The organism is Streptomyces sp. NPDC088794 (assembly GCF_044750545.1).
GTDB lineage: Bacteria > Actinomycetota > Actinomycetes > Streptomycetales > Streptomycetaceae > Streptomyces.
Map to the genome: position 1 here is coordinate 59,688 of NZ_JBIVKB010000017.1, position 20,836 is coordinate 80,523.

20 protein-coding genes are annotated in these 20,836 nt (G+C 70.6%); 7 read left to right on the forward strand and 13 right to left on the reverse strand.

Features of this window, described 5'->3' with window-relative positions; genetic code table 11:
- Window positions 1-4 precede the first annotated feature (4 nt).
- On the reverse strand, window positions 5-1,480 hold the full coding sequence (locus ACIP6U_RS37920; RefSeq protein WP_401727251.1) for an NCS1 family nucleobase:cation symporter-1: 1,476 nt from the start codon (window positions 1,478-1,480) through the stop codon (window positions 5-7).
- Window positions 1,481-1,674: 194 nt separating this feature from the next.
- Between ACIP6U_RS37920 and ACIP6U_RS37925 the strand changes: the two genes are divergently transcribed.
- On the forward strand, window positions 1,675-2,334 hold the full coding sequence (locus ACIP6U_RS37925; protein ID WP_401727437.1) for a GntR family transcriptional regulator: 660 nt from the start codon (window positions 1,675-1,677) through the stop codon (window positions 2,332-2,334).
- Between the two features lie 45 nt (window positions 2,335-2,379).
- Window positions 2,380-3,090, forward strand: a complete 711-nt coding sequence (locus ACIP6U_RS37930; protein WP_401727252.1) for a hypothetical protein — start codon at window positions 2,380-2,382, stop codon at window positions 3,088-3,090.
- Here the strand turns inward: ACIP6U_RS37930 and ACIP6U_RS37935 are convergent.
- Genes ACIP6U_RS37935 through ACIP6U_RS37945 form a run of 3 tightly spaced genes read right to left on the reverse strand, consistent with a single transcriptional unit; the run spans window position 3,087 to window position 6,694 of the window.
- Complete coding sequence (locus ACIP6U_RS37935; protein ID WP_401727253.1) at window positions 3,087-3,809, reverse strand: uracil-DNA glycosylase; 723 nt, start codon at window positions 3,807-3,809, stop codon at window positions 3,087-3,089. The genes ACIP6U_RS37930 and ACIP6U_RS37935 overlap by 4 nt on opposite strands.
- A 24-nt stretch (window positions 3,810-3,833) precedes the next feature.
- Window positions 3,834-5,351: a YfcC family protein gene (locus tag ACIP6U_RS37940; RefSeq protein WP_401727254.1), complete on the reverse strand. Its 1,518-nt coding sequence runs from the start codon at window positions 5,349-5,351 to the stop codon at window positions 3,834-3,836.
- Entirely contained in the window at window positions 5,348-6,694 is a 1,347-nt protein-coding gene (locus ACIP6U_RS37945) for a M20/M25/M40 family metallo-hydrolase (RefSeq protein ID WP_401727255.1), read from the reverse strand. The genes ACIP6U_RS37940 and ACIP6U_RS37945 overlap by 4 nt, the downstream gene beginning before the upstream one ends.
- A 269-nt stretch (window positions 6,695-6,963) precedes the next feature.
- Here ACIP6U_RS37945 and ACIP6U_RS37950 point away from each other — a divergent pair, with 269 nt between their 5' ends.
- Window positions 6,964-7,644, forward strand: a complete 681-nt coding sequence (locus tag ACIP6U_RS37950; protein ID WP_401727256.1) for a hypothetical protein — start codon at window positions 6,964-6,966, stop codon at window positions 7,642-7,644.
- Window positions 7,645-7,699: 55 nt separating this feature from the next.
- Window positions 7,700-8,317, forward strand: coding sequence for an RNA-binding S4 domain-containing protein (locus tag ACIP6U_RS37955; RefSeq protein WP_401727257.1), 618 nt, complete (start codon window positions 7,700-7,702; stop codon window positions 8,315-8,317).
- A gap of 81 nt (window positions 8,318-8,398) precedes the next feature.
- Here ACIP6U_RS37955 and ACIP6U_RS37960 read toward each other — a convergent pair whose 3' ends face one another.
- Window positions 8,399-8,854 carry a DoxX family protein gene (locus ACIP6U_RS37960; RefSeq protein WP_401727259.1) on the reverse strand — a complete coding sequence of 152 codons (456 nt, stop codon included), beginning with the start codon at window positions 8,852-8,854 and terminating at the stop codon, window positions 8,399-8,401.
- A 124-nt stretch (window positions 8,855-8,978) separates the two neighbouring features.
- Window positions 8,979-9,878: an acyltransferase domain-containing protein gene (locus ACIP6U_RS37965; RefSeq protein ID WP_401727260.1), complete on the reverse strand. Its 900-nt coding sequence runs from the start codon at window positions 9,876-9,878 to the stop codon at window positions 8,979-8,981.
- Between the two features lie 125 nt (window positions 9,879-10,003).
- On the opposite strand from ACIP6U_RS37965, the gene ACIP6U_RS37970 reads away from it, so the two are divergent.
- A complete protein-coding gene (locus tag ACIP6U_RS37970) occupies window positions 10,004-10,270 on the forward strand; it encodes a DUF6343 family protein (protein WP_401727261.1) in 267 nt (88 codons plus the stop codon).
- A gap of 40 nt (window positions 10,271-10,310) precedes the next feature.
- On the opposite strand, the gene ACIP6U_RS37975 is transcribed toward ACIP6U_RS37970, so the two are convergent.
- The 5 genes from ACIP6U_RS37975 to rpsA form a co-directional block, all read right to left on the reverse strand.
- Window positions 10,311-10,691: a tetratricopeptide repeat protein gene (locus ACIP6U_RS37975; RefSeq protein ID WP_124004377.1), complete on the reverse strand. Its 381-nt coding sequence runs from the start codon at window positions 10,689-10,691 to the stop codon at window positions 10,311-10,313.
- Between the two features lie 50 nt (window positions 10,692-10,741).
- Entirely contained in the window at window positions 10,742-11,371 is a 630-nt protein-coding gene (gene coaE, locus ACIP6U_RS37980; RefSeq protein WP_401727262.1) for a dephospho-CoA kinase, read from the reverse strand.
- A gap of 72 nt (window positions 11,372-11,443) precedes the next feature.
- Window positions 11,444-12,382, reverse strand: a complete 939-nt coding sequence (locus ACIP6U_RS37985; protein ID WP_401727263.1) for a PAC2 family protein — start codon at window positions 12,380-12,382, stop codon at window positions 11,444-11,446.
- A gap of 138 nt (window positions 12,383-12,520) precedes the next feature.
- Window positions 12,521-14,047 (reverse strand): flavin monoamine oxidase family protein, encoded by a 1,527-nt coding sequence (locus ACIP6U_RS37990; protein WP_401727265.1) that lies wholly within the window; start codon window positions 14,045-14,047, stop codon window positions 12,521-12,523.
- Window positions 14,048-14,360: 313 nt separating this feature from the next.
- Window positions 14,361-15,872 (reverse strand): 30S ribosomal protein S1, encoded by a 1,512-nt coding sequence (gene rpsA, locus ACIP6U_RS37995; RefSeq protein ID WP_401727266.1) that lies wholly within the window; start codon window positions 15,870-15,872, stop codon window positions 14,361-14,363.
- Between the two features lie 242 nt (window positions 15,873-16,114).
- Between rpsA and ACIP6U_RS38000 the strand changes: the two genes are divergently transcribed.
- Window positions 16,115-17,107: a class I SAM-dependent methyltransferase gene (locus ACIP6U_RS38000; RefSeq protein ID WP_401727267.1), complete on the forward strand. Its 993-nt coding sequence runs from the start codon at window positions 16,115-16,117 to the stop codon at window positions 17,105-17,107.
- Between the two features lie 4 nt (window positions 17,108-17,111).
- Complete coding sequence (hrpB, locus tag ACIP6U_RS38005; RefSeq protein ID WP_401727268.1) at window positions 17,112-19,628, forward strand: ATP-dependent helicase HrpB; 2,517 nt, start codon at window positions 17,112-17,114, stop codon at window positions 19,626-19,628.
- Here the strand turns inward: hrpB and ACIP6U_RS38010 are convergent.
- Complete coding sequence (locus ACIP6U_RS38010) at window positions 19,618-20,610, reverse strand: DUF3068 domain-containing protein (protein WP_401727269.1); 993 nt, start codon at window positions 20,608-20,610, stop codon at window positions 19,618-19,620. The two genes, hrpB and ACIP6U_RS38010, sit on opposite strands and share 11 nt — an antisense overlap.
- 21 nt (window positions 20,611-20,631) lie before the next feature.
- Window positions 20,632-20,766 carry an SPW_0924 family protein gene (locus ACIP6U_RS38015; protein WP_124004370.1) on the reverse strand — a complete coding sequence of 45 codons (135 nt, stop codon included), beginning with the start codon at window positions 20,764-20,766 and terminating at the stop codon, window positions 20,632-20,634.
- Between the last annotated feature and the right edge of the window lie 70 nt (window positions 20,767-20,836).

Here is a 20,836-nt window from a genome sequence, read left to right on the forward strand (position 1 = left end):
CCGCTCAGACCCCCACCTCGACGGACGGTTCGGCACTGCGCTCCGCGCGCTCGCTGCGGCAGATCAGCAGGTACAGGCCCGCGCCCAGCGCCGTGCCGATGAACCAGGAGTACGGGGCGACATCGCTGAACGTCTTCACCAGGGCGAGCACCGCCGCGACCGCCGCCGACGGCAGGAACGCGGCGAGGGCCTTGGGGTTGACGCCGTTCCGGTAGTAGTAGCGGGAGCCGGGGCGGGCGTCGAAGAGTTCGTCGACGTTCACCCGGCCGCGCTTGACCCAGTAGTAGTCGACCATGATCACGCCGAACAGCGGGCCCAGGAAGGCGCCGAGGCCGCCGAGGAAGTAGTTGACGACCGTGGGGTTGGAGAAGAGGTTCCACGGGGTCACCACCAGCGCGGCCACCGTGCTGATCATGCCGCCGATCCTGAAGGTGATCTTCTGCGGCCACACGTTGGCGAGGTCGTACGCCGGTGAGACGAAGTTGGCGACGATGTTGACGCCCATGGTGGCGATGGCGAAGGTCAGCGCGCCCAGCACCATCACCCAGGTGTTGCCGACCTTGGCGACCAGTTCCGCCGGGTCGGTGATGGCCTGGCCCCAGACCTCCAGCGAGCCGGCCGTGACGATCACCGAAACGACCACGAAGGCCGTGGAGTTGATGGGCAGGCCCCAGAAGTTGCCGCGGCGGACGGTCTTGTAGTCGGGCGCGAAGCGGGAGAAGTCGCAGAAGTTGAGCATCAGCGTGCCGTAGGTCGCGAGGATCAGGCCGATCGCGCCGAACCACTGGCGCCACTGCTCGCCGACCGAGACCGGGTGCGGGGTGGAGGTGAGCGAGAGGCTCCAGCCGGCCTTCGACAGCACCCACACCGCCAGCGCGATCATCACCAGCCAGATCGCGGGACCGCAGAAGTCCTGGAACTTCCGCACGGATTCCATGCCCTGACTGATGATCACCGCCTGGATCAGCCACAGCGACACGAAGGAGATCCAGCCGAGGGCGTCAAGTCCCAGGAAGGAGTGGTGAGTCCAGGACTCCAGGCCCGGCCAGGCGGCCAGCAGCATCACGTTGACGGCGACGGAGGCCAGGTAGGTCTGGATGCCGTACCACATGATGGCGATCACGGCCCGGATGAGCGCCGGGATGTTGGCGCCCCACACGCCGAAGCTGATGCGGCTGACGACCGGGAACGGGACTCCGTGCGCCTGCCCGATCTTCCCCATCCAGTTCATGCCGACGTAGATGAGCACGAAGCCGACGAGCAGGGAGGTGAAGACCTGCCAGACGTTCATGCCGAGGACCAGCAGGCCGGCGGCGAAGGTGTAGTTGCCGAGGTTGTGGACGTCGGACATCCACATGGCGAAGAGGTCGAAGACCTTCCAGTTCCGCTTGCCTGCGGGGGCGAGGTCTTCGTTGGTGAGCCGGGGGTCGGGGACGAACGCTGGGGCGCCGGTGGCTTCGGCGCGGTCGGCGAGGGACACGGGGCCTCCATGAGCGACGGGGCTGAGGGACGGAGGAGGACTACTTGCCGGGTCGTTTGGTATACCAAACTGCCGACATGGTCCCGCCGTCAAGCGTTCCGACCGATGTCCGCCCCGTTACGTCTCCGTAAACCCACCCTCACCCGCCTCCGCGGGAACACCCCCGCGTCGGCGAAGATGGGGCCATGGGCGCCATGACGAAGATCGAACCCCTCGGTGCGGTGCGCGAGCGGGTCCTGGCCACGCTGCGGCAGGACATCATCGCGGGCCGGCTGCGGGCCGGCGACCGGCTGGTCGAGCGGGAGCTGGCCGAGCGGTTCGGGGTCTCCCGGGTGCCGGTCCGGGAGGCGATCCGGGCCCTGGTCGCCGAGGGTTTCGTCCTCTTCGAGTCCGCTCGCCGAACCGTCGTACGCCGTCTGACACCGACCGACGTCAAGGAACTCTTCGAGCTGCGCGAGGCGTTGGAGGTCTACGCGGCGGGCCTGGCCGCACAGCGGGCCACCCCTGAGGCGCTGACGGAGCTGCGCGAGCTGCTCGCTCAGGCGGCCACGGCGACGGAGGCGGGCGACGGCGAGACGATCACGGACGTCAACACCCGCTTCCACGACCGCATCCTCGCCCTCGCCGGCAACAGCCTCCTGATCTCGGTCATGGAACCGGTCGACGGCCGCCTGCGCTGGCTCACCCGCCAGAACGAGGAGTGGCCCCAACTCCTCACGGAACACGAGGAGTTGTACGAGGCGATCGCCTCCGGCGATCCCGACCGGGCCCGCGCCCACGCCCTGGACCACGTGCAGGCCAACTACCGTTCCACGGTGCGGCATCTGTTCGGGGACACTGAGGCGCACGACTGATCCACCGACCAACTGCCTTACGTACATCACCAACTGGGGGACACCATGGCGCGCCGAGTCCGGCTCAGCCTCTCCGCATCTTTTGCCATGCTCATGACCGTCTCGGCGCTCGCCGCGTGCGGCACCGGGGCGGACGACGAGCCCGCGCGTCAACAGGCGAAGAACACGTCAGGCCCGAAGGCCAGAACCCTGAGCGAGGCAGAGCTGGAACAAGCCGCGGTCACGGCCGGCGATCTCGCCGGCTACGAGGTTCAGACGACGCTCACCGCCACGTACGCGTCCCACAAGAAAGCCGACCCCGACGCGTGCGCTCCCCTCATGCGGGCGGTCGGCGGAAGCAGCGGCTACGCGGCCACGGCACGCGTCGGCCGGACCGTCTTCCCGAAGAAGCAGGGCAGCGGCGCGCAGGTGATCCTCTCGTCCCACAGCGCCGCGGACGCCGTGCGGGTGATGGAGGCGGTGCGGACGGCCGCCGAGCGGTGCGAGGGCTTCAAGGACGTCACCGCGGACCTCTCCTACGAGGACGTCGAGGTGCGCCCGGACGCCGGTCTCGGCGACGAGTCGGTGTCCCTGGGCATGACACAGCTGGTGTCGGGCGACGACGTCCGGGTCCCCTACGCGGTGGTCGCCGTCCGGCAGGGGGCGACGGTCGCCATGTTCCGTACGTTCAACAACCCCTCGCGCCCAGGCGGCAAGAAGGCGGCTGTCGTACCGGAGACGGTCATCGAGGCCCAGCTGAGGAAGATCGCCCTCTAGCCCGTTTCCCCCCGCACCGCCAACCCCGCCGTCGCCCCCGCCGTGCGCAGCACGTCCCGCAGCATCTCCGGCGTCAACTTGCCGGTGAACGTGTTGCGTTGGCTGACGTGGAAGCAGCCGAACAGGTCGATCCCGTCGCCCCCGTCGACCCCGTCCAACCGCACGCGCGTGCCATGCCCGAAGACCGGCCGCGGTCGCGGAACCGTCCACCCCGCCGCCGCGAACGCCGGCAGCGCCGCCTGCCAGCCGAAGGCACCGAGCACGACCACCGCACGCAACGTCGGCCGCAGCAGCCGGAGTTCGTCGACCAGCCAGGGGCGGCAGGTGTCCCGCTCCTCCGGCGTGGGCTTGTTCTCGGGCGGCGCGCAGTGCACGGGGGACGTGATGCGGACGCCGTGCAGTGCGAGGCCGTCGTCCACCGTCGTGGCCGTCGGCTGATTCGCCAACCCCACGTCGTACAGGGCCTGGTAGAGCACGTCCCCGGACCGGTCGCCGGTGAACATGCGGCCCGTGCGGTTGCCGCCGTGCGCGGCCGGGGCGAGGCCGATGATCAGCAGCCGGGCGTCCGGCGGGCCGAACCCCGGTACCGGCCGGCCCCAGTACGTCCAGTCGGCGAAGGCGGCGCGCTTGACCCGGGCCACCTCCTCGCGCCAGTCGACCAGCCGGGGGCAGGCCCGGCAGTCCGCGATCCGCAGGTCGAGTTCGGAGAGGGCGTTCACGTCACCACCGTACGACCGTCTCCACTACGTCCACGCCGCTCCGAGCGCCACGAACCCGCAGATCAGGAGGAACAGGATCGCCAGCAACGGCCATACGAACCGCAGGTACCTGTCGTAGCCGATCTTGGCGAGGGCCACGCCACCGATCGTCACCGCCGTCGTCGGCACCCACAGGTTCATCCAGCCGCTGGCCGCCTGCCAGGCCGTCACGACGAGTGCGCGGGAGACTCCCGCGAAGTCGGCGAGCGGGGCGAGGATCGGCATGGCGAGGGTGGCGTGGCCGGAGGTGGAGGGGATCAGGAAGGCCAGCGGGAGGTTGACGACGAAGACGAGGATCGCGAAGACGCCCGCCGAAGTGCCTTTGACCACGCCCTCGATGGAGTGCAGCACCGTGTCCGTGATCTTCGAGTTGTTCATGATGACGGTCACGCCCCGGGCCAGGACGATGACGAGCGCGGGGGAGATGAAGTCCGCCGCGCCCTGGATGATCGTCGAGCTGAGCTTCTGCTCGCGCATCCGCGCCACGAGTCCGATCAGGACCGCCGCGCACAGGAAGAGGGCGGCCAACTGCGGGAAGGACCAGTCCAGTTCCCAGCCGTACGGGGTCGCGTCCGCGTCGCCGGTGAGCGCGCTCGCCCAGGGCACCACCGAGAAGATCATGAAGGCGAAGACCAGGCCCATGGTGACCAGGACCGCCTTGTGCAGCCCGGTGAGCTCGGGGGCCTCCCCCACAGCCTCCTCGTTCTGGTCCCGGTCCCCCGGCAGGAAGCCCGACACCGACCGCGCCGGGTCCTTCTGCACCCGCCGCGCGTACCGGATGACGTACGCGACCGTCACCGCCGTCAGCACCACCCACATCACGAACCGCAGGACGATGCCGTCGCCGAGCGAGATGTCGGCCGCCGAGGACGCCACGCCGGTCGCGAAGGGGTTCACCGTCGAGCACAGCACCCCGATCCCGGCACCGAGGATGATCGTGCCGACGGCCACCATCCGGTCGTAGCCGAGGGCGAGCATCAGCGGCACGATCAGCCCGTAGAAGCCGAGCGTCTCCTCGGCGAAGCCCTCGACGGTGCCGAGGACCGAGAACACGACCATGATCCCGGCGATGAGCAACGCCCCGCGCTCGCGCAGCCGGTGGGCGAGCCGGGCGATGCCCCGGTCGAGGGCGCCGGTCGCGAACACCACCGTGATGAACGCCCCGATGGCGAGCACGAACAGGAACACGCCCGCGCTGCCGTAGAGTTCGCCGGCCAGATCGGGGCCGACCTGGCCCGACTTCTCGTCCTGGATGCCGTAAAGGCCGTTGACGGGCGACAGGAACAGGTCGTTGAGGCGGTCGACGAAGCTCTGGCCGGAGTCGACGCGGTGGTACGTGCCCTGGACCGGCGCGCCGGACTCGTTGCGCTCGTACTGCCCGGAGGGGATCAGGAAGGCGAGCAGCCAGACGGCGACCGTGACGATCGCCAGGACGGTGAGCGCGGAGGGAAACGTCACCTTCCGCTTCTGGCCGGGCTGTTGGGTGTCCGTGTCGACGGTCATACGGCCGTCTCCCGCCGGAAGTCCGCCGCGTACCGTTCGACGAATCCGCACATCGCCACGACCGTGTTGCGCAGTTCCGAGAACAGCACCCGTTCGTTCGGGGCGTGCAGATTGCACATGCTGTCCTGCGCGCCGAAGAGCAGTACCTCGGCGTCCGGGGCGGCCTGCGCGAGCCCGTTGACCAGCGGGATCGAACCGCCGGTGGCCACGTACGAGGCGTCCGCGCCCCAGGCCTCCTCCATCGCGGCGAGCGCGGCACGGTAGGCGGGACCGCCGGTCGAGGCCTCGTAGCCGGGGCCGGTGTCGCCCGGGGTGACGGTGAGCGGGATGCCGAAGGGGCGCAGCGAGCGCAGGTGGTCGACCAGGCGGGCCTGGGCCTCGCGCGGGTCCTGCCGGGGGTGGAAGCGGAGGTTGAGTCTGGCGCGGGCGTACGGCACCACCGCCGAGGCCGCGTGGTCGGCGCTCGGCGCGTCCAGGCCGATGACCGTGATCGCGGGGCCGCTCCACAGCCGCTCGCCGAGGGTTCCGCTGCCGAGGAGGGGGACGCCGTCGCGGACCCCGGCGAGCTCGCGGAACTCCTCCTCCGTGTATGTCGCCCCGGTCCACTCCTCGCGCCGCAGCCCCGCCACGGCCACGTCGCCGTGCAGGTCGTGCAGCGTGCCGAGGGCCTTGAGCAGGGCGAGCAGCGCGTCGGGGGCCGCGCCGCCGAACTCCCCGCTGTGGCGCGGCTCCTGGAGCGTGCGGACCTCGACGGTCACCTCGGCGGCGCCGCGCAGTCCGGTGGTCAGGGTGGGGGTGCCGGGCCGGAGATTGCCGAGATCCGCAATCACCATGGCGTCGCAGGCGAACCGCTCCGGTTCGCTCGGCGGATAGGCGTCGAAGGCGCTGCCGTACTCCTCCTGGCCCTCGAACACGATCTTCACGCCGACCGGCGGCCGGCCCTCGTACGCGCGCAGCATCCCGAGGTGCGCGATGACGTTCGACTTGTCGTCGGCGATGCCGCGCGCCCGCAGGCCGCCCTCGACGGGCGTGGGTTCGAAGGGCGGGGAGAGCCAGAGCTTCTCGTCGCCGGGCGGCTGGACGTCGTAGTGGGAGTAGAGGAGGACGGTCGGGGCGTCGGGGGTCGGCGGCGGGATCTCGGCGTAGAGGACCGGGGCGGTGTCGGGCAGGTCGATGCGCTCGATCCGGTCCACGCCGGCCTGCCGCAACAGCGTGACCAGCAGGTCGTGCGCCGCCCGCACGGGTTCGGCCGGGAAGCCCGGGAACGCGACGGAGGGGATGGCTGCCAGCCGCTCCAGATCGGCCCGCAGCCCGTCCATCAGCCCGTCGACCTTGGCTGCCATGTCCACGTTGGATCCCCTCGTTCCGGCCTGAGCGCTCTCCGGCTCCAGCCTCGGCGGGGCGGGGGTGGGGTGCATCCGGGGTGGGCCAAGGGGGTGCGGGCACGAGGACCGACAAGGTGGTGCGGGCACGAGGACCGACAAGGGGGGTGCGGAAGGCGGCCGTCCGTTCGGGCAGAGGTCCTGCACCTTCGACCGGAAGCGGTCGCCGAATTCATGGACACGGCGGCACCCCGCTCGGCAACAAGAGCGGTCTCGACGGTGCCCTGCTGATGGCGACGATGTCCGAGTACCTGCGGGAGAAGAACGTCGCCCCCTCCGGCCGCTTCCACTACGCGATCTGGAATCTGCTGGCGAACAAGGCCGGGGCCGAGCTGCTCAACGACAACATGCAGCAGATCGGCGCACCTCGGTTCACCGACGCGGACCACGCGTTGGCGAAGGCCGTACAGAAGTCGCTCGGCCGTGAGGAGGTGGGCATGCCGACCGCGCTGACCCCGCTGGCGCCACCGGCCGCCGCGTACACGGGCGGTCTCGCCACCGACACGGCCGACATCAGCTGGCAGGCGCCCACCGCGGTGCTGCTGTCGGCGGCCTACCCGCCCGGGATCCCGAACCACAACTGGGGTGTCACCGCGACCGCCGCCACCCGCATCGGCCACCAGGCCCTGCTGTCCGCGGCCCGTTATCTGGCGGCCGCCGCCGTCGACCTGATCGAGCAGCCGGATCAACTGGCCGCCATGAAGCAGGAGTTCAAGGACCGCACGGAGAGGATCACCTGGACGTCGATGATCCCCGACGGCACCCAGCCGCCCCTCTACCAACCCCCCGCTGAGTTCCTCCGCGAGACCGGGCAGAGCTGGCCGCCCGAGGGGGTGACCTGGCCCGTGCCGCAGACGGTGGCCGCGGAACCGCTCGGCACCACCGGCCCGACCCTCCCTCCGGTGACCTGACCGGCGTTCCCGGAGACAGATCACGACGTCACACCCGCGTACTAAGGTCGACGGCATGGCTTCCGAAGCAGACGAGGAGAAGACCGGGCGGCCCACCGCGGCCGGGGCGGACGGGGCGTCCACCACGGCCGGGGCGAGTACGAACCCAAAGGCCGCGGGCGCGGAGCAGGCCGCCGTCGACCCGAAGGTGGCCGCCGCGATCGCCGCCGCCGAGGCGGCCGGGCCCGCGGACGGCGTCTCCGTGCGCGTCGACAGCTGGATCTGGGCCGTCCGCCTGGCCAAGACCCGCTCGCTCGGCGCCAGTGCCTGCAAGGGCGGGCATGTGAAGGTCAACGGCCAGAACGTGAAGCCGTCGCACACCCTCCGCGTCGGCGACGAGGTGCGGGTGCGGCAGGAGGGCTGGGAGCGGGTCGTGATCGTCAAGCGCCTGATCCGCAAGCGGGTGGGCGCCCCGGTCGCGGCCCAGTGCTACGTCGACAACTCCCCGCCCCCGCCGCCGCGCCAGTTCATCGGCGCACCGGCCGGCATCCGCGACCGCGGCACAGGCCGCCCCACCAAGCGGGACCGCCGCGAGATGGAACGCCTGCGCGGTCTCATGGACTCGGCCACGGCGGCCCGGACCACCCGCTCGGAGGGCGACGGACCACGGGAGCAGGGACCTCAGGAGCGGTGACGTGACGGCCGTGCCGTGACATGGGTCGGTGGCGTCCGGCGAGCCGGGAGGCTCGGGCCGGACGCCACCGTCTTCGTCGGGTCACGCCCGCAGCCCCACCCGTCGCAGGAGATCGGCGTTGTGCCCGCGCCGGGCCCAAGCGATGAGGGCCAGGGGGACGATCAGGATGAGGGGTGTCGCCGCGTTCTCGCCGTTGAAGACGGTGAGCTGGACGACGAACGCACCGACCATCAGGGCGCTCAGCGCGACGGCGGCCACCGATTGCAGCACCGGGATCAACAGCGCGATACCACCGGCCAGTTCGAGCGCGCCGATGACGTACATGCCCGTGCTGCCCCAGCCGATCTTGTCGAAGGAGTCGACGGCCACGGAGTTCGCGATCAGCTTCGGCAGGGCGCTGGCGACGACGTAGAAGAGGGCGAGCACCACCTGGAGGGTGCGCAGGGCGATCCGGGCCCGACGGCCGCGCGTGGTCTCGGACTCGGCGACGACGGGACGGCGGGCGGCGGCGGTGACGGGGGTGGTGGTCTGGGACATCGTGGTCTCCTGTGATGAGCGGTTCCTGTCGCTTTCACAGAGGTAGACCGGGCCTCGCCCCGTAACTCATCGCGGATACCGGAACGTTGTCGGACTGGATCGGACCGTTGCACACTGGGGCGGGCTAGAGCGGGAACCACCCGTGCCCGATGTACCAGTGGCCGCCCGCCCGCAGATGGTCGCCGACGGCCCGTTCCACGGCCGTCCGCCGGGGCAGCTTCTCGACCGCCAACTCCGGGTCCCCGAACACGAACTGGACCGGTTCGGCGTCGGACGGCTCGGCGTCCGCGCGGGCGAGCCGGAAGCGTTCCTGGAAGCGGACGATGTTGGAGTACTCGGGCAGATAGTCCCTCAACTGCGGGTCCAGCAGCCAGGAGTGGCAGAGTCCGGCCCGGTACTTCTCCTCGGGATAGTGCCGCGCGAAGAACTCCCGGGCCAGCGCCAGCGAGCGGTCGCAGGCGGCCGGTGACAGCGGGCCGAAGAAGTCGGGGATGTGGAGGTCGAGACAGGCCGTGCCGGCGGTCGCGTCCAGCCCGGCCGCCGTGACCGCCCGCGCCGTGCGCTCCCCGAGCCGGGCCCGCTCGAACTGGAGCCGGCCCAGCTGGTACAGCTCGCCCCGGAAGTGATGGGTCAGCCACCAGGGGGCCTGCACGCCCAGCTTCCCGTACCGCCTGCGGTGCACCACCATGTTCCGCCCGAGGTCGGCGAGGGTCCGCCGGGACACCTCGTCCGGCACGCCCCGCGCGCGGTGGTAGGCCCGCGTGTACGGCAGCGCCGCGACGAACACGAACACGGGGAAGCAGCGTTGCAGGTCCCCCGACGGCCAGTCGAGCTCGGGCAGGTCGACCGCGGTGCCGACCTCCCCCATCCCCCGGACCAGTTCGTCGACCGACGCCTCCAGGAACCGCAGCAGTTCCGGGTCCTCGGTCACCCGTCGGCCGATCTGGACGAGTTCGTTGATGTCCTCGTGGGGTACCGCCAGGTCGAAGAGTGTCTCGGCCAGTTCCTCGGCTACCGGAAGCACGTGATGAACCCCCTGCACGTCATGGACCCGCACAGACCCGTATGGGCCCGTATGGATCCGTATGGACCCCTTGTGGTGGACCTCCGCACCGAAGAGTACGTTGCAGAGAGGAACGGTGATCAGCGATGCGTACCGGCAGTGAACCGACGACCGCGCGCAGTGCCCTGCGGGCCCGCTTCTGGCTGACCGTGTGGGGGCTGGTCTGGACGGTCTTCGGCACGGTCGCCTTCGCCCTCGCCGGGCGTCCCGGGTGGGCGCTGGCCTGCGGGGTGCTGTGGCTGGTGATCACCGTCGACCTGGCGTTCGTCCTCCGGCACATCCGGCAGGGCCCGCACTATCAGCCGGGCAAGGACATCCCCCCGTACCGACCACCGGAGAGCCGCCGGCGCTAGCCCGAAAGGACTCGCGGAAGAGCTCCCGCAACGGCCCCGGTCAGGACTCGAAGTCGGCGTGCCGCAGGTACTGCGGGTTGGGGTCCAGCGCGGCGGCCAGCCGGAAGTGCCGCTTGGCCTGGTCGGGCAGGCCCCGGCGCTCGTAGGTGCGGGCGAGCGCGAAGTGCGCGTACGCGTTGTCCGGCTCGCGCTCCAGGACGATCGTGAACTCCAGCTCGGCGGGCCGCAGTTGCGCGGCGGCGAAGAAGGCACGCGCGCGCAGCAGCCGGGCGGCGGTGTTCTCGGGGTGTGCGGCGATCACTCCGTCGAGCAGCTTCACCGCGCCCCGCGGGTCCCGTGCGTTGAGCAGTTGCTCGGCGGCACGGAAGTCGATGACATGCGTCTCCGGAGTACGTCCGGTCGAACCGCTGATCTCGGGCACGGCACAGTCCTTCCCTGTCTCAAGCGGTTCAACGCCCCGACAGCGGGCCGCTATTCCTCCGACGCCCCCGCCGCCCGCCCCGTCCCGTACGCCCCACCCGTCAGTTCCGCCCACACGTCCTTCACCCGGCGCTCCAGGTCCGCCAGGGGTACGTCGTTGTCGATGACGACGTCCGCGATGGCCCGGCGCTGCTCGCGCGTCGCCTGGGCGGCCATACGCGCGCGTGCGTCCTCCTCGGTCATGCCGCGCAGCCGCACCAGCCGGTCCAGTTGGGTCTCCGGACTGGCGTCGACGACGATCACGACGTCGTAGCGGGGGGCGAGGCCGTTCTCGGCGAGGAGGGGCACGTCGTGCACGACGACCGCGTCGTCGGCCGCGGCCTCTTCGAGTTCATGGGAGCGGGCGCCCACGAGGGGGTGCACGATCGAGTTGAGGACGGCGAGCTTCGCCGGGTCGGCGAAGACGATCGAGCCCAGCTTGGGGCGATCGAGACTGCCGTCCGCGGCGAGCACGTCCGCGCCGAACGCGTCCACGACCGCCGCGAGACCGGGCGTACCCGGCGCCACGACCTCGCGCGCGATGCGGTCCGCGTCGATCAGCACGGCCCCGCACGCGACGAGCAGCCGTGACACCTCACTCTTGCCGGCGCCGATACCACCGGTCAGACCCACCGTCAGCATGAGCGGCAGCTTAGAGCCTGGCACCGACAGAGGCGATGCCAGGCCTGAGCCGCCGACCGACTGCCCGCCCCGCTAGTTGTCGCCCTCGCGCTCCGCCAGGAAGCGTTCGAACTCGAGCCCGATCTCGTCGGCGGACGGGATGTCCACCGGCTCGGCGAGCATGTTGCCCCGGCTCTCGGCGCCCGCGACCGCGTCGTACTGGTTCTCCAGGCCCGTGACGAGGGCGGTGAGCTCCTCGTCGCCCTCTTGGATCTGCCGGTCGATCTCCGTCTGCGTGCGGTGCGCGTCCGTGCGCAGGCCGTGGGCGAGCGTGGGCAGGACCAGCCCGGTGGCGGCCGTGATGGCCTCCAGGGCGGTCAGGGCCGCGTCCGGGTACGGGGAGCGGGCGATGTAGTGCGGCACGTGCGCGGCGACGCCCAGGACGTCGTGTCCGGCCTCCATGAGGCGGTACTCGACGAGGGACTCGGCGCTGCCGGGGACCTGCGCCTCGTCGAAGGGGCTGCGGTGGCCCGGGACGAGGTCCGTGCGGTTGCCGTGCGGGGTCAGGCCCACGGGACGGGTGTGCGGTACGCCCATGGGGATGCCGTGGAAGTTCACCGCCAGGCGGACTCCCAGCCGCTCCACGATCTGCTCGACGGCCTTGGCGAAGCGCTCCCACTCCACGTCCGGCTCGGGGCCCGACAGCAGCAGGAAGGGCGCTCCGGTGGTGTCCTGGACCAGCCGCACGTCGATGGTGGGCTCGTCGTAGTCGGTCCACTGGTCGCGCTTGAACGTCAGCAGCGGGCGGCGGGCGCGGTAGTCCACGAGCCTGTCGTGGTCGAATCTGGCCACGACCTGATGGGGCAGCGAGTCGAGGACCCGATCGACGATCTGATCGCCGGTCTCGCCCGCGTCGATGTATCCGTCGAAGTGGTAGAGCATGACAAGACCGGCCGACTCCTGCGCGAGCGCCATGTCGACGACAGCCAGGCCTTTCGGCTCCCATGCGTACAAACCCTGCGGATCAAGCACAGTGACCGCTCCTCCTCGTGTTCGTACTGCACAACGCGCCCAGGGACACGGGCATTCCCACCCGCGCCCCTGATCAGGCCTCTCTTACTGCCTTTTCATGCCCTTCTTCATGCCCTGCTCCATGCCTGCCGGGCCGGCTCAGGAGGAGAGCACGCGCGTGTGCAGGGCGGTCACCGCCTTCCGCGCCGAGGTGAACGCCCCGTGCTGCCAGGCGTCCGTGTAGCTGAGCCAGTCGCCGGCGAAGTACACGCGCCCGGTCGGCTCGTTCAGCGGCTTGTAGCGGGGGTCGTCGGGTCCGCCGGGGGTGCTGTGCCAGGCGGCTTCCAGGTGGGGCGTCTGCCGCCAGTGGTGCGAGAAGGAGGACGCGAGTTCGCTGCGGTACTTCCCCCCGTAGATCTTCACGCCCGCGGCCACCGCCCGCGCCTCGCGCGCCTTCGGCATGAGCTTCGCGTAGCTGTCGGCGTCGTCGCCGTAGTTGTAGTACCCCACGAGGACCCCGCGTTCGCCGTGGAAGCCGTACGAGGGATGCCAGATGTGGGTGACGTCCTGGTCGGTCTCGGTGATGCCGCCGTAGATGCCGTGGTCGAGCTCCCACCAGCGGGACCGGTACTCCAGCCCGATCTTCGCGGCCGAGGAGGGGGTGATCGCCTCCAGCGCGGACTGCACCCCGGAGCCGAGGTTGTGCGGCACCTTGGCGAGGATGTTGGGCGGCAGCGCGGCGACGCAGTAGTCGGCCTCGACGACCTTCGTACGACCGCCCTGCGCATACGTCACCGACACCCCGCGCCCGGTGTCGCTGATCTTCTTCACTACCGCGCCGGTACGTATCCGATGGGCGCCGACCGCCTTGCTGAGCGCCTTGGGGATCTGGTCCATGCCACCGACCGGCTGGAACATCAACATGGCCTGGTCGAAGCCGAATTCGAAGGAGAAGTACCGCCCGACCCCGCTGGCGAAGACCTCGGACGCGCTCGGCACGTCCCCGAGCAGCACACCGGGGGTGCCCGCGGCGGCCGGAACGGTCGTGTACCCGCGCCGTTCACCGCCCTCGTACGCCAGGGTGTCGCCCAACTCCCCCCAGTCCTTGAGGAATTCGACCAGCCGCTCCTGGTCGGTCGCGGTCAACTCCTTGTCGAGCGCGCCCTTGTCGGTGGCCTTGGCGAGCAACTCCGAGACGTAGCCGTACACATCGGCCTTCGCCGTGCGGTACCGCACCGGCTTCGTCATCCCGGCGGACTCGTTGTAGAGGTACGCGTCCGCGTTGACGTTGGTGAACACCTCGATGGGAACGCCGAGTTCACGACAGTAGTCGAGGGTGACCATCCACTGCGGGATCCGGGCGGGCCCACAGTTCATGTACTGCCCGTCGTGAAAGCGGGCGGTCTGCGTGTTCCCGTAGAGGTCGGTCGTCTTGTCTCCACCGCGCACGGTGAAGTTACGCCCACCGGTCCGGTCCCTGGCCTCCAGGACCGTACAGTCGTAGCCGGCCTTGCCCAGCTCGTAGGCGGTGGTCAGCCCGGCGATGCCACCCCCGACGATCACCACCTTCGCGGCCCCGCGCCCGGTGACGGTGAAGTCCCCGGTCCTGAGCCCCCGGAAGGGCTCTTCCCGCTGAGCGGCCTGCGCGGTGGGCGCGAGCCCGAGCGCCCCCATGGTCGCGAACATGGCCCCGGCCCCACCACTGACCCCGACCTTACGAAGAAACGCCCGACGACTGGTCCCGGGCGTGTACTGAGCGTCTGCCATCTCGGCTCCCTATTCCCGATCACGAACGACCGGGGGAGCGTCCCAGCAACCGATTACGCCTCATCGGTTACTGATGTATCCCGCAAGTTTCTGCAAGAGGTCAGGTGCAGCGCCCCGTCAGGGGCGCGGGGAACTGCGCGCTCAGCCCCCACCGGGCCGGCAGCCAAAAAAACTGAGGGACCGCACCCCGAAAGGTACGGCCCCTCAATCAAGAACTACCGCTCAGTGAGCGTCAGCTCTGGCCACCGGCCAGCTTCTCGCGCAGCGCGGCAAGCGCCTCGTCGGAAGCCAGCGCACCGGAGGTGTCCGCACCCTCGGAGGAGTACGAGCCACCGCCACCGCCACCACCGACACCGGCGGCAGCCGGAGTCGCGGCGTCGCCACCCTCGGCGGCCGCCGCGGCGTCCGCCTCACGGGACTTGATGACCTGCTGCTGGTGCTGCTCGAAGCGGGTCTGCGCCTCGGCGTACTGGTTCTCCCACACCTCACGCTGGGACTCGTAACCCTCGAGCCAGTCGTTGGTCTCGGGGTCGAAGCCCTCGGGGTAGATGTAGTTGCCCTGGTCGTCGTACGACGCGGCCATGCCGTAGAGCGTCGGGTCGAACTCGACCGAGGCCGGGTCGGCACCGAAGGACTCGTTGGCCTGCTTCAGGGACAGCGAGATCCGGCGACGCTCGAGGTCGATGTCGATGACCTTGACGAAGATCTCGTCGTTGACCTGGACGACCTGCTCCGGGATCTCCACGTGGCGCTCGGCCAGCTCGGAGATGTGGACCAGACCCTCGATGCCCTCGTCCACGCGGACGAACGCACCGAACGGGACCAGCTTCGTGACCTTGCCGGGCACGACCTGGCCGATCTGGTGGGTCCGGGCGAACTGCTGCCACGGGTCTTCCTGGGTCGCCTTCAGCGACAGGGAGACACGCTCGCGGTCCATGTCGACGTCGAGAACCTCGACGGTGACTTCCTGGCCGACCTCGACAACCTCGGAGGGGTGGTCGATGTGCTTCCAGGAGAGCTCGGAGACGTGGACCAGTCCGTCGACGCCACCCAGGTCCACGAAGGCACCGAAGTTGACGATCGAGGAGACCACGCCGGAGCGGACCTGACCCTTCTGGAGGGTCGTGAGGAAGGTCTGGCGGACCTCGGACTGCGTCTGCTCCAGCCAGGCACGGCGGGACAGGACCACGTTGTTGCGGTTCTTGTCCAGCTCGATGATCTTGGCCTCGAGCTCCTTGCCCACGTAGGGCTGGAGGTCGCGAACGCGGCGCATCTCGACCAGAGAGGCCGGGAGGAAGCCACGGAGGCCGATGTCGAGGATGAGACCACCCTTGACGACCTCGATGACGGTACCGGTGACGATGCCGTCCTCTTCCTTGATCTTCTCGATCGTGCCCCACGCCCGTTCGTACTGGGCGCGCTTCTTCGAGAGGATCAGGCGGCCTTCCTTGTCCTCCTTCTGGAGAACAAGGGCTTCGATCTCGTCACCGACGGCGACGACCTCATTGGGGTCGACGTCGTGCTTGATCGAGAGCTCGCGGCTCGGAATGACACCTTCGGTCTTGTAACCGATGTCGAGGAGAACCTCGTCCCGGTCAACCTTGACGATGACGCCGTCGACGATGTCACCATCGTTGAAGTACTTGATCGTCTCGTCGATGGCGGCGAGGAATGCTTCCTCGTTACCGATGTCGTTGACCGCAACCTGCGGGGTGGTGGCGGTGGTCTCGGTGCTGCTCGTCATGTGGGAAAGGGCTCCGGTACGGACATTGAAGTCGTAGGTACTGCTACGCCGGGAGCCCGTATCGCTCTGAAGAAGCCGGACAGCCTAGGAAGCGCCCCAACAGCAACTGGCGAACCAGGGACTGGAGATGGCGCCTCGACAACCGAGGGGACATACAACAGATGCGAGCGCAGCCTGCTACGTCTGAGGAGCGCAGGCCCGCAGCGCAACTTGTAGCATACGGGGGCAGCCGGACAGGGTCAATGCGCGAAGGCGCACACCCGGGGCGGATCGCCGCATACCCGGCACAAGAACTGTCTCTGGAGGCCACGCGGGCCTTGGGACACCTCTTCCGTGACACCCGTGGACGCCCTCGGGCGCCCCGGATCGGAGGGAAGAGTACGACGAGGGAGCCGATCATCCAAGAGTCCGAAGCGGCCGAAGCGTTCGAGGCATCCGGGACGCACGAGCCGGAAGCGACCCGGCGTCAGGCCGACATCACGGAGAGTTCGCGGGCCAACCGGGGCTGGTGGGACCGCAACGCCGACGAGTACCAGGTCGAGCACGGCACCTTCCTCGGTGACGACCGTTTCGTCTGGAGTCCCGAGGGGCTCGACGAGGTGGAGGCGGAGCTGCTCGGTCCGCCGGAGGAGCTGAAGGGGAAGGACGTCCTGGAGATCGGCGCCGGCGCGGCCCAGTGCTCGCGCTGGCTGACCGCCCAGGGGGCCCGTCCGGTCGCCCTGGACATCTCCCACCGCCAGCTCCAGCACGCGCTGCGCATCGGCTCGGCGTTCCCCCTGGTGTGCGCCGACGCGGGCGCGCTCCCCTTCGCGGACGGCTCCTTCGACCTGGCCTGCTCGGCGTACGGGGCGCTGCCCTTCGTCGCGGAGCCGGTGCTGGTGCTCAAGGAGGTGCACCGGGTGCTGCGCCCGGGCGGCCGGTTCGTCTTCTCGGTGACGCATCCGATCCGCTGGGCGTTCCCGGACGAGCCGGGCCCCGAGGGTCTGTCGGTCTCCGCCTCCTACTTCGACCGCACGCCCTACGTCGAACAGGACGACGAGGGCCGCGCGGTCTACGTCGAGCACCACCGCACGATCGGCGACCGGGTCCGGGACGTCGTGGCGGGCGGCTTCCGGCTGGTGGACCTGGTCGAGCCGGAGTGGCCGTCCTGGAACACCTCGGAGTGGGGCGGCTGGTCCCCGCTGCGCGGGAACCTCATCCCGGGCACGGCCGTCTTCGTGTGCGTAAGAGACTGACCGCGTGATCCGTCACGACGCGCTGGACGCCCTTCCTGTCCGTGGTGCGCTGCCCGCGCTGGGCGACGCCCTGGAGGGACACGGCACAGCGGTCCTCGTCGCGCCGCCCGGCACCGGCAAGACGACCCTCGTCCCGCTGGCGCTGGCGGGCCTGCTGGGCGACGGGCCCGCGCGCCGCGTCGTCGTCGCCGAGCCGCGCCGTATCGCCGCCCGGGCCGCCGCCCGGCGGATGGCGTGGCTGCTGGGCGAGCGGGTCGGCGAGAGCGTCGGGTACACCGTGCGCGGCGAGCGGGTCGTCGGACGGCACGCACGCGTGGAGGTCGTCACGACGGGTGTGCTGCTGCAACGGCTCCAGCGCGACCAGGAGTTGGCGGGCGTCGACGTGGTGGTGATCGACGAGTGCCACGAGCGCCATCTGGACGCGGACACCACGGCGGCGTTCCTGTGGGACGTGCGCGAGACGCTGCGGCCGGAGCTGCGCCTGGTGGCCGCGTCGGCGACGACGGACGCGGCGGGCTGGGCACGGCTCCTGGGCGATGCGCCGGTGGTCGAGGCCGCGGGCACCTCGTACCCGGTGGAGGTGGTCTGGGCGCCGCCGGTACGGCCCGTACGGCCGCCGCACGGCATGCGCGTCGACCCGGCGCTGCTCACGCACGTGGCGACGGTGGTGCGCCGGGCGCTGGCCGAGCGGGCCGGGGACGTGCTGTGCTTCCTGCCGGGCGTGGGTGAGATCGCGCGCGTGGCGGGGCAGTTGGGGGACCTCGGAGACGTCGACGTGCTCCAGGTGCACGGGCGGGCGCCGGCGGCCGTGCAGGACGCGGTACTCGTGGCGGGCGCGCGGCTCCGGGTGGTGCTGGCGACCTCGGTCGCGGAGTCCTCGCTGACGGTTCCCGGAGTGCGGTCGGTCGTCGACTCCGGTCTTGCGCGGGAGCCGCGGGTCGATCACGCGCGCGGGCTGAGCGCCCTGGCGACCGTACGGGCCTCGCAGGCGGCGGGACGGCAGCGGGCGGGGCGGGCCGGCCGGGAGGCGCCGGGGGCGGTGTACCGGTGCTGGGCGGAGGCGGAGGACGCGCGTCTGCCGCGTTTCCCGGCTCCGGAGATCAAGGTGGCCGACCTGACCGCGTTCGCCCTCCAGACGGCGTGCTGGGGCGATCCGGACGCCTCCGGTCTGGCCCTCCTCGACGCACCGCCCGCCGGCGCGATGGCGGCGGCACGGGCCGTGCTCACGGCGATCGGTGCGGTGGACTCCGCCGGGCGGGCCACGGACCGGGGAGTGCGGCTGGCCCGCCTGGGGTTGCACCCGCGACTGGGCCGGGCACTGCTCGACACCTCGGGTGCGGGCGCCGAGGTGGTGGCGTTGCTCAGCGAAGAGCCACCACGGGCGTACGGGGACGATCTCGCCGCCGCGCTGCGGGCGGCCCGGCGCGGCGGAGACGCCTATGCGGGACGGTGGCGTCAGGAGGTACGCCGACTGCGGGCCGCCGCGACGGAGACCGCCGAGCCTCGCACCCGGAACGCCGACGCGAAGGTCACCCCAAGCCCTCCGGGCGACGACCACCTCGTGGGTCTCGTCGCCGCCCTCGCCTTCCCCGAGCGCGTCGCCAAGGCCGAGGGCGGCTCGTACCTCATGGTCTCCGGCACGCGCGCGGAGCTCGGCGAGAGCACCGGCCTGCGCGGCGCCCCCTGGATCGCCGTGGCCGTCGCCGACCGGCCCGTCGGGCGAGGGCACGCACGCGTGCAGCTCGCGGCGACCGTCGACGAAGGGGTCGCCCGATCCGCGGCGGGCGCGCTGCTCGAGGAGCGCGAGGAGGTGCACTGGGCCGACGGGGACGTCGTCGCCCGGCGCGTGGAGCGGCTGGGGGCGATCGAACTGGCGGTGCGGCCCCTGAAGAAGGCGGACCCCGTCCTCGTACGCGAGGCGCTTCTGGAAGGGCTGCGGCAGGAGGGGTTCGGCCTGCTGCGGTGGACGGCCGACGCCCTCGTACTGCGTCAGCGGCTCGCGTTCCTGCGGCTGCGGCTCGGGGAGCCGTGGCCCGATGTGAGCGACGACGCCCTCCACGCGCGCGTGGACGAGTGGTTGGAGCCGGAACTGGGGCGCGCCCGGCGGCGGGCCGACCTCGGGCGGATCGAGGCCGGGCAGGCGCTCGGCCGGCTGCTGCCGTGGGCCACGGGCGAGGCCGGGCGGCTGGACGATCTGGCACCCGAGCGGATGGCCGTTCCGAGCGGGTCCAGGATCCGGATCGACTACGGCGATCCCGAGCGGCCCGTGCTCGCGGTGAAGCTCCAGGAGATGTTCGGGCTCCAGGAGTCCCCCGCCGTCGCCGGTGTACCCCTGCTCGTGCACCTGCTCTCCCCCGCCGGCCGGCCCGCCGCGGTCACCGCCGATCTGGCGTCGTTCTGGCGGGACGGCTACAAGGGCGTGCGCGCCGAGCTGCGCGGCCGGTATCCCAAGCATCCGTGGCCGGAGGACCCGGCCACGGCGGAGCCGACGCGGTACACGAACGCGCGGCTCAGGCGGTGACCGGTTCCGGTGTCGACGACTCCGCCGGTTCCGGGTCGGCCGGGCGGCGGCTGCGGGCCTCCAGGTAGAGGGAGAGCGACAGGAGGAGGACGCCGAGGCCCAGGAAGCCCCAGGGGAGGTACGAGGTCAGGAGCAGGACCAGGGTGCGGTTGGACTTGACCAGGTCGACGGTGTGCTCGACGTAGTCCTCGCGCATCTTCACGTCGCCCGCGAACGCCGTCACCTTGTCCTTGTCGCCGAGCAGCGTGCCGCCGCGCAGTTCCTCCTTGTGGACCTCCTCGCCGTTGACGGGGGCGCCGGTGACGGGTTCGACCCAGAACTTGCGGACCGTGGTGTACCAGCGGGTCGTGCCCGTCTTGGCGATCGACTCCGGCGTGATGCCCTCGACGGGAAGGATCTTGGGGAAGGGGACCTTGGTCCAGGGGATGGTCTGCTCGAAGTAATAGACCTTCAGGCCGCGGAAGTTCTGGGTGCCCTTGTAGTGGATGGGCGCGCTGGTGCGGGTCTGCGCGTCGAAGTAGACGTAGTCCCGTTTCTCGGTCAGGAAGGGCCACTTGAACTCGATGCCCTGCCGTTTCACCGGGTCGTTGTCGACCATCTCGCCGGCGGCGTGGACGGGTTCCTGGGAGTGGGCGTCGAAGATGTAGCGCTCGGGGAGCTTGGAGACCATCTTGCCGTCGGGGCCCTGTACATAGGAGAGGCTGTCCCAGACGACGACGTCCTTGCCGTACGACTTCTCGACCTTGTCGGCGGCCTCCACATTGCCCTTGAGGGTCTGCACGACGGTGACCTTCGGGACCTTCTTCGCGGTCATCGTGCCGTAGTCGAGGAGGGTCGCGTTCTTCGCCTCCAGGACCATGTCCTGGTACTGGTTCGCCGGGATCTTGGCCAGGCGCGGGAAGGCGTACCAGCGCAGCAGCGGGGACAGCGCCGTGCAGAACACGGCGAGGGCGAGCAGGACCAGACTGGCCTTGCGGCGCATCTCGGCCTCCCGGGCGGACGGCTACGGGTGTGCGGGGACCGTCGTCAGCAGCGGTTTCGGGGACGTCTTGCCGGCCGGCGAGCCCATCGCGGTCATCGTGAGAACGAGCGCGAACGCCAGGGCGAGACCGGTCGCGGCGGCGATCAGGGCGCGCATGCCTGCCTCCCGACGGACTGGAACCAATGGACGGACGGGAACTGATACATCGTCAGGTCCGGCACCGTAG